Genomic DNA, 8029 nt, shown 5'->3' on the forward strand with positions numbered 1-8029 from the left:
CTCTTGCTTCCCAGTTGCAGATGCAAAAAATGCCAGCCGAACTCCCGCTCAGCTGGCACCCTCAATTCATATCTAAACTCAAAAATTCCTACCTTTCTTCCGCCAATCCCCACTTCTCAGGAGACCTCCAGAGCGCCGAAAGCAACAATTCCCGCATGAACAGGAATTCCTTCGGCAATTTATCATAAGCGGTAGCGAACAATTCTTCGTGGTTGATCACTTCTTTTTTCCAGGCTTCGCGGTCGATGGACATGATCTTGTCAAAGTCCTCCTGGGTAAAGTCGGTGAGTCCTTCCCAGTCCAGATCCTGGTAGCGGGGCATCCAGCCGATGGGGCTTTCCACTGCTGCGGCGCGGCCTTTGATGCGGTCGATGATCCATTTCAGCACCCGCATGTTCTCTCCAAAGCCAGGCCAAATGAAGTCGCCATTCTCGTCTTTGCGGAACCAGTTGACCCCAAAAATCCGGGGAGCGTTGGGCAAGTCGCGGCCATAATCCAGCCAATGGTTGAAATAATCGCCCAGGTGGTAACCCAGGAAGGGCAACATGGCGTATGGGTCGCGGCGTACCTTGCCAATTTCGCCAAAAGCGGCAGCAGTCATTTCTGAGCCCATGGTGGCAGCGAGGTAAACCCCAAAGTTCCAGTTGAAGGATTGCACCACCAGCGGCACCGTGGTACTGCGGCGGCCCCCAAAGATGAATGCACCAATGGGTACACCTTCGGGATTGTCCCACTCACTGTCGATGGCTGGGTTTTGGCCCGACGGGGCGGTGAAGCGGGAATTGGGATGCGCACAGGGTTTGCCACTGCTTGGGTCCCAGGGTTGTTTGCGCCAGTCGATCAGGTTGGCGGGTGGCGTTTTGCTCATGCCTTCCCACCAGATATCGCCATCGGGGGTAAGCCCAACATTGGTAAAAATGGTGTTTTTTGAAAGCGCCGCCATGGCGTTGGGGTTGGTCTTGAAGTTGGTACCCGGTGCTACGCCGAAGTAACCCGCTTCGGGGTTGATGGCGTAGAGTCGGCCCCCTTCACCCCGGTGAATCCAGGCAATGTCGTCACCTACCGTCGTGATTTTCCAGCCTTCCATGGCATCCGGCGGAATCATCATGGCAAAGTTGGTTTTGCCACAAGCACTAGGGAAAGCTGCCGCCACGTAGGTTTTTTCGCCTTCAGGTGATTCAGCACCCAGGATGAGCATGTGTTCGGCCAACCAGTGCTCTGCCCGCCCAATCGACGAAGCGATGCGCAAGGCAAAACATTTTTTGCCCAGCAGTGCGTTGCCCCCATACCCGCTTCCGTAAGATACGATCGAACGTTCTTCGGGGTAGTGTACAATGTATTTCACCGTAGGGTTGCAGGGCCAGGAAGTATCCTCTTGACCAGGTGCCAACGGTGCCCCTGCGGTATGCAAACATTTGACGTAATCTTCTTTTGCTTCTATGAGCTTGAGCGCGGGTGTACCCATGCGCGTCATGATGCGCATGTTGGCCACTACGTATTCAGAGTCGGTAATCTGGATGCCGTAACGGGACAATTCCGAACCCAATGGCCCCATGCAGAAGGGAATGATGTACATCGTTCGGCCCTGCATACATCCTTTGAGCAGTGGCTCCAGGGTCTTTTTCATTTGTTTGGGCTCCACCCAGTTGTTGGTAGGGCCTGCATCCGAGCGGTTGATGCTACAGATGTAGGTGCGGTCTTCTACCCGGGCCACATCGCTGGGATCGCTGAAACAAGCGAAACTGTTGGGCCATTTTTCGGGGTTGAGGCGGATGAAAGTACCTTTTTCGACCAGTTTTTCGGTCGTGGCGTTGTACTCCGCTTCCGATCCGTCACAGAGTTGGACCTCATCGGGCTGGCAAAGCTCTATCGTCTTTTCCAACCAGCGTTTGAGTTCCTTGAAGGAACCGGTGTATGGGTTTTTCATGGTTGATAAGTCTTCCTGGATCATGTCAAAGCCTATTTTAGGGTTCACAATTGTTTTGGGAATGACGGTCCAGGAAGGGAATTTGGTTAGGGGCGACCCTTGTTGGGGCGACCCTATGTGGTCGCCCACGTAGGGGCAACCACGTAGGGTCGGGCAACCACGTAGGGTCGGACAACCACGTAGGGTCGGATAACCACGTAGGGTCGGACAACCACGTAGGGTCGGACAACCACGTAGGGTCGGACAACCACGTAGGGTTGTCCCTACTGTTTGGCGTTCAATTTTTCCAACACCTCATTCGTGATGTTGAGGCTATCATTGACCATCAGCACCCCAGTACCTGGACCGTAATTCAGGATAAAATCATACCCTTTTTCCTTGCGGATGGCGGTGAGCAGGTCTTTTACCCGCTTTTCCAGATTTTCTTGCAATTTTTGGCGCTCGTCCAGCAGTTGTTTCGACATGCTTTCTTGCTGAGCAACCAAATTTTGTTGCTTTTGCATGAGGCGCTGTTGTTCCTTCTGGATTTGCGCAGGTGCCATTTGGCCTGATTGTGCTTTTTGCTCAGCGCTGATCATCTCTTGTTGTAAGGAACGACCACGACTAGCCAGCGTGCTTTCCATAGTTTTGCTGCGTGCTTCCAGGGCTTTCAAATCAGCCTGAAAAGTCGTGAATTTATTCAGCAGACTATCGCCGTTGACGTACACAACCTTTGGGGTTTCTTCCTTAGCGTTTACTTCAGTGGTTGTTTTCTTGGAACCTGATGCAGCGTTGCTGAAATGTGCAAAAAACAGGTAACCTACGGCTACCAACAATATCCAGGTCAGTACTGATGTAATGTTTTTCATTAATGGCTGTTTTGAATTTGAATTAACGAAAGCAAAACTGCCATTATTTTTGGAAAAAAACCAAGAAAGTAAAGGTTTTGCGTGAAATCAAGGGCAAGATCGGCCAAGCTTGAGTCGGGAAAGATGACGATTGTCAATTTAAAAAATAAATCTTGTCAATGCTTCCTAGTACTACTTTGACAGTTTAAACTGTCAAAGTAGTACTAGGCGTACTAAAAATTACTCAGCAGGGAAGCAATCAACGTATGGTTATTTTCTACTACTGATTTCCCATTGGGCTGCAGGGCACGTTGTTGCACCATCTGATTCATATAACCCAATTCCAGGCTGAGTTTTTTATCGAGCTTCCAGCCCAGCCCGGCGGCAATACGGTTTTGGTCATAGATGTTCACGCCCACGTTTTTGCCGAAATTGATGAAAATTTCATCATATGCGAAGCCATATAACTTATAATCATCACCCTTTTGCAAAGGCATATTCACTCGGCCGAGATAGCGTGCCCGGTTTTCAAAACGGGGATTGGCCAAACTGCCAGTGGTGCTGTTCCCAAGATAGCGCTGCTCCAGTCGATACCGATTGATAAAAGTAGCCCTTCCGATGGGTGCTCTGATGATCAATTGCTCCCAGATCCGGTTTTCAGGAAACTCATGTTTCACCGGATAATCGCCATAAGGATAGGTTTGTACAAAACAATAACCACCCATGATCTGGATGGACTTGGAGAGGTTGTATCCAATGCCAGCACGTAGCAACAACTGTTGCGCTTCGGGTAAAATATCGGCTCGCCGAAATTGTATGTCATGAAACAGTAGCCATTTTTCGTTGAGTTTGATGGTACCATTTTCCATGTACCACGCATGACCTGATGGGGCGATTATTCTTCCGCCTTGAGCAACACCCCAATAAGCAATGAAGACGGCTAAGATCGTCAAAACGAGATTTTTCATCGAGTGATTAATTTGATAAGGAACGGAAATGAAATAAAGTAAACAAGTTGACTGAGCTATTTTTTGATTTGGCAAGGCACGACGAAGGCGCATAGTCAGTCTACGCAACTGAGGAGTAACGCAGCAAAATCAAAAAAGAGCCGGTCAAGTGTTTACTTTATTTTATTTTCATTCCTAAAATTGGGTCGGCACGACAAGTACCGACCCGGACTAGTATGAAAAGACAATTTTACAAATAAAATCAAAAAAAAAGAATGGTATGGAATAGATTGAAGGACTATCTCTAATATAGATTAAGTGCGTTGAATCAAGTCATCGTTTTTGCTGCGGCGTGCAGCCAAGGGGTGTTGGGACAAGGGCTTGAGCCGATCAATCCCCTCCAGGATAAACTTTCCGCCATTGGCTTCGTAATCCCGTTGAAAATGATGTAAGTTTTCAAGTACTGTATGGTCTACATACCTGGCTTTGGTAAAATTCACCCGTAGCCGACTTCCGGCTGGGACGCGAGCCAAGTGTTTTTTTAAATTCAATAAGTTGCTAAAAGTGGCGGCTCCTTCCACCTCCAGCAAATGCTCATCCCCTTGTTGGGTAATGCGGATCGGCTGGCGGAAAACATATTTCAGGGGTACACCTAAAGCCAGTTGAATGATAAGTTTGGCCGTTATTCCTGCGCCAATGCCAATCAAGAGGTCGGTACAAATCGTCACGATTACAGTAATGGAAAAAAGGAAGAGTTGCTCCAACCCAATGTGGTAAGCATGAACAAATTCACGAGGTGCCGCCAAACGGAAACCTACAAAAATGAGCATCGCAGCGAGGGAAGCCACCGGAACCATTTTGATCAAGGGGGTAAGCAGCACAACAAACAAGAGCAAGGACAGGCCATGGAATAAATTGGCCCAGCGAGTTCGTCCACCATTGTTGATGTTGGCGGCACTTCGGGCTACTTCCGAGATCATGGGCAAGCCACCCAAAAGGCCAACGACCATATTCCCAATCCCCACTGCAGAAAGGTCTTTGCTCAAATTGGCTTTGCGCTGGTAAGGATCCAATAGATCAACTGCCTTTCCGGTCAATAAAGATTCCAGGCTGCCTACCAGCGTAAACATGAGCAGGTACTTCAAAAAAATGGGTAATAAATCGCCACTTAAACCAGCAAAACTGGCATTGAAACCCAATTTTAAGTCGCCCGGGTTGACTAGCGCTTTGATGTTGGCATAATTGGGGTCGGAAAGGTTAAAGTAGCCTCCCATGAGCACCCCTACAATCAAAACCAGCAGTGCGGGTGGAATTTTTTTCAGCGCCTTCACTTTGACGAACTGCCAACCGAACAAAATCACTAAACTGACTAACCCAATGATGGCGACATGGTATTCCATATGGGTCAAACTATGCGGCACCATGGTCAGCAATTCCAAGGGTTCTTTGCCTTTTAATTCCGCGGGCGAAATCCCGACGGCCAGGTGAATTTGTTTGGACATGATGATGATGCCAATGGCGGCCAGCATGCCGTGAACGGCTGAAAGCGGGAAAAAATCGGCCAGTTTTGCCACTTTGAATAGGCCAAACAGCACCTGTACTGCACCAGCCAGCACAATGACGCCAAGCGCCAATTTCCAGCCCAAATCATTGTCGCCCCGGCCCAGTTCTTCCACTGCACCAGCCACGATGACAATCAAACCCGCCGCAGGCCCTTTAATCGTCAATTCCGATCCGGCAAAAAAAGCAACGACAATCCCTCCAACCATTGCCGTAAGTACCCCCATGATGGGTGGAAAATTACTTGCTCCGGCGATACCTAAGCTGAGTGGCAAGGCAATCAGCGACACCAAAAATCCCGACAACAGGTCCTTTGACCAGTTCTCTTTGAAGCCCGCCCAGCCAGATTTAGGGCGGAAAGTGGTTTGTTGTTCCATAAGAAATATTTTGTTTGGGTCAAAAGTCTCCTAGCCATAGCAGGTAGAGCTTCCTGCGCAGGAGTGAATGATCAATATCTTAATTGGTTAGAATTGTAATGTTTTTCGCAATTAATTGAGGTAAAAGATGGGGGAAACCAATTCCCCCAACCCATGTTCGGACGCTTCTCTCCAACGTCCGAAAAACCCCAATTAAGCTCTTGGTGATCTTCGTTCCAGCCGATTGGTTAGAATGATGATGTAGGTTGTTTCTTGCGACACAAATTTCTGGATTCAGCAATAAACTTCAGGGGCGACTTTGCCCGCTTGAGGGAGGAGATTGGCCATTTCAGGGCTGGGCGTTGACAGCTCGGGGTGCAAATGTTCTGAAGAGCGTGTATTTTGCAGGAAAATCAAATTTTGAAATTCCAACGTTACTTCCGAAAAATTGCGGTTTGGTCTACCCTGGCGATTACTTTTTTCTTCATGCTCAATCGGGCTGTAGATGGAGAGTATCGGGACATTTTACAAGCTTCTATTGATTTTTTGGTGCTTTGTACTTATGCCGTGCTGATTTGGCAATTCAATTTTTGGCTGGACACCCAAGAGCCCAAGCTGAAGCGCGTTTTTAGTTCCAGTGGTGCGCGTTTGTTTTTACAAAGTGCAATTAGTCTTCTTGTTGGTGTAGTGTTGGTGGTAGTGGTTGAAATCATTGTTCACAAAACCATCAAAGAAGAAAAGGCCCCCCTGATCTTTTTTATTTTCCGGGGAATTCTTATCAACATCATTTTACAAATCCTCTTTTACGCGGTGCGTTCGGTATACCAAATCCAACAAGTGCAAGTGACCAATGCCCAATTGATGGAAATGAGCGCCAAGGCGCAAATGGATTTGTTGCGCCAGCAGGTGAATCCCCACTTTTTATTCAATGCCTTAAATACCTTAAAAACATTGGTTAAGAGCAACAATCCCGACGCGCAGGACTTCATCGTCCAATTGGCCGATGTGTACCGCTATTTGTTGCAAAACAATCAAAAAGAAAAAGTGTCCTTGCGCGAAGACCTTTCGATTGCCCGTTCCTACGCCAGTTTGATTCACGCACGCTTTGAAGACAATTTTAAACTGGAAGTCACCCTGTCGCCAGACGTCTACGAGACGTATACTCCTCCCAATACCTTTCAATTGCTCATCGAAAATGCAGTAAAACACAACATGATTGGTGCCGGGAAAGCCCTTTTGGTTGAGATCTACAATGATGAGGGCCACATCATCATCCGCAACAACCTCCAACCCAAACGCACGGTAGAGCATACCACTGGCCTTGGCCTGGAGAACATCCGCCAACGCTACCAACTCCTCAGCAATCGTGAAGTAAAAGTGTTGAAAGGAGAAAAATACTTTGAAGTGCGGCTACCTGTTTTGAGTGAAAAGTGAAGAGTGAAAAGTGAAAAGCAGGAACACCAGCAGCCTTTCAACTGTTTTGCACAATTTTTTTGCTTAAAAATTTGGAATGAAAAGGGAAGTGCATTTTTTTCACTTTTCACTTTTCACTTTATCTCGTGTTCATCCATTGCAAAAACTCACTGGCCTTTGCCTTGCTCACCGTGATTTGATCGTGGCATTTGACTTTGGGTTTGATTTTGAGTTTCCGTGCAAAATCCTGTTCAATCGATTCAATCAACTCAAAATTAATGAGGTGCTGCCGATTGGCGCGATAGAACTGCTGATAGCCAACCATCCGTTCAATTTCTTCAAGCGAATGTGGCACCAGATAAGTATTGCCTTTGAAGGTTTGCAAACAAACATCTTCACCCAAAATGTAAAATAAGGCAATTTCTTTGGTAGGAATGGGTATGAAATTACCCCGGAAGGAGACTAAAAAGTTACTCTTTAACCCCCCATTTGTGCGCAAGGTATCCATTGCCTCCGCGAAAGCGCGAAAGTCAGGAACATCGGCGCGAAAAAAGTTGGCTAGCGATTTCACTTTATCCAAGGCCAGTCGTACATCACCCACACTAAATGGCTTCAATACATAAGCAACTCCATTGGTTTGAAAGGCCTGGAGCGCATATTCGTCATAAGCAGTGCAGAACACCACCGGACAAGCAATGGTTGTTTCTTTAAATAGATCAAAACTGAGGCCGTCGGCCAACTGGATGTCTAAAAAAATGAGATCTGGTGCAGGCGGGTAAGCCAAAAAATTGAGCGTACCTTCAATCGAGTCGGTAATGCCCAGAATGGTAACGGAAGGATCGATTTCCTGGAGGGTTTCGCTCAAGTCCTGGGCGGTCTTGGGTTCGTCTTCTACGATCAGGATTTTCATTGGTACATATGGTTTAGGGAGGTTGAGGAAGGTTGAGAAGGTTGAGGCTACCGCAGAGGCTTAGACACAGTCCTTGTCTAAGCCTCTGC

Annotated in this window: 6 protein-coding genes; 1 reads left to right on the forward strand and 5 read right to left on the reverse strand. The window is 47.6% G+C overall.

Translation table 11 applies throughout. The features are described 5' to 3' along the window. Window positions 1-88 precede the first annotated feature (88 nt). From ACEW9O_RS10405 to ACEW9O_RS10420, 4 genes are all read right to left on the reverse strand, one after another. The gene (locus ACEW9O_RS10405) at window positions 89-1927 is read right to left on the reverse strand and encodes a phosphoenolpyruvate carboxykinase (GTP) (RefSeq protein ID WP_373550095.1); all 1839 of its coding nucleotides are present in this window, start codon (window positions 1925-1927) and stop codon (window positions 89-91) included. A 263-nt stretch (window positions 1928-2190) separates the two neighbouring features. Further along, window positions 2191-2775 carry an OmpH family outer membrane protein gene (locus tag ACEW9O_RS10410; RefSeq protein WP_373550096.1) on the reverse strand — a complete coding sequence of 195 codons (585 nt, stop codon included), beginning with the start codon at window positions 2773-2775 and terminating at the stop codon, window positions 2191-2193. Window positions 2776-2987: 212 nt separating this feature from the next. Then, the gene (locus tag ACEW9O_RS10415) at window positions 2988-3722 is read right to left on the reverse strand and encodes a DUF2490 domain-containing protein (RefSeq protein WP_373550097.1); all 735 of its coding nucleotides are present in this window, start codon (window positions 3720-3722) and stop codon (window positions 2988-2990) included. 293 nt (window positions 3723-4015) lie between these two features. Further along, window positions 4016-5638, reverse strand: a complete 1623-nt coding sequence (locus ACEW9O_RS10420) for a SulP family inorganic anion transporter (protein ID WP_373550098.1) — start codon at window positions 5636-5638, stop codon at window positions 4016-4018. A 399-nt stretch (window positions 5639-6037) separates the two neighbouring features. Between ACEW9O_RS10420 and ACEW9O_RS10425 the strand changes: the two genes are divergently transcribed. Continuing rightward, window positions 6038-7051: a sensor histidine kinase gene (locus ACEW9O_RS10425; RefSeq protein WP_373550099.1), complete on the forward strand. Its 1014-nt coding sequence runs from the start codon at window positions 6038-6040 to the stop codon at window positions 7049-7051. 118 nt (window positions 7052-7169) lie between these two features. Here ACEW9O_RS10425 and ACEW9O_RS10430 read toward each other — a convergent pair whose 3' ends face one another. Then, window positions 7170-7940 carry a LytR/AlgR family response regulator transcription factor gene (locus ACEW9O_RS10430; RefSeq protein ID WP_373550100.1) on the reverse strand — a complete coding sequence of 257 codons (771 nt, stop codon included), beginning with the start codon at window positions 7938-7940 and terminating at the stop codon, window positions 7170-7172. Window positions 7941-8029: the final 89 nt, after the last annotated feature.

Origin of the sequence: Haliscomenobacter sp., assembly GCF_041740695.1 — a bacterium.
GTDB lineage: Bacteria > Bacteroidota > Bacteroidia > Chitinophagales > Saprospiraceae > Haliscomenobacter.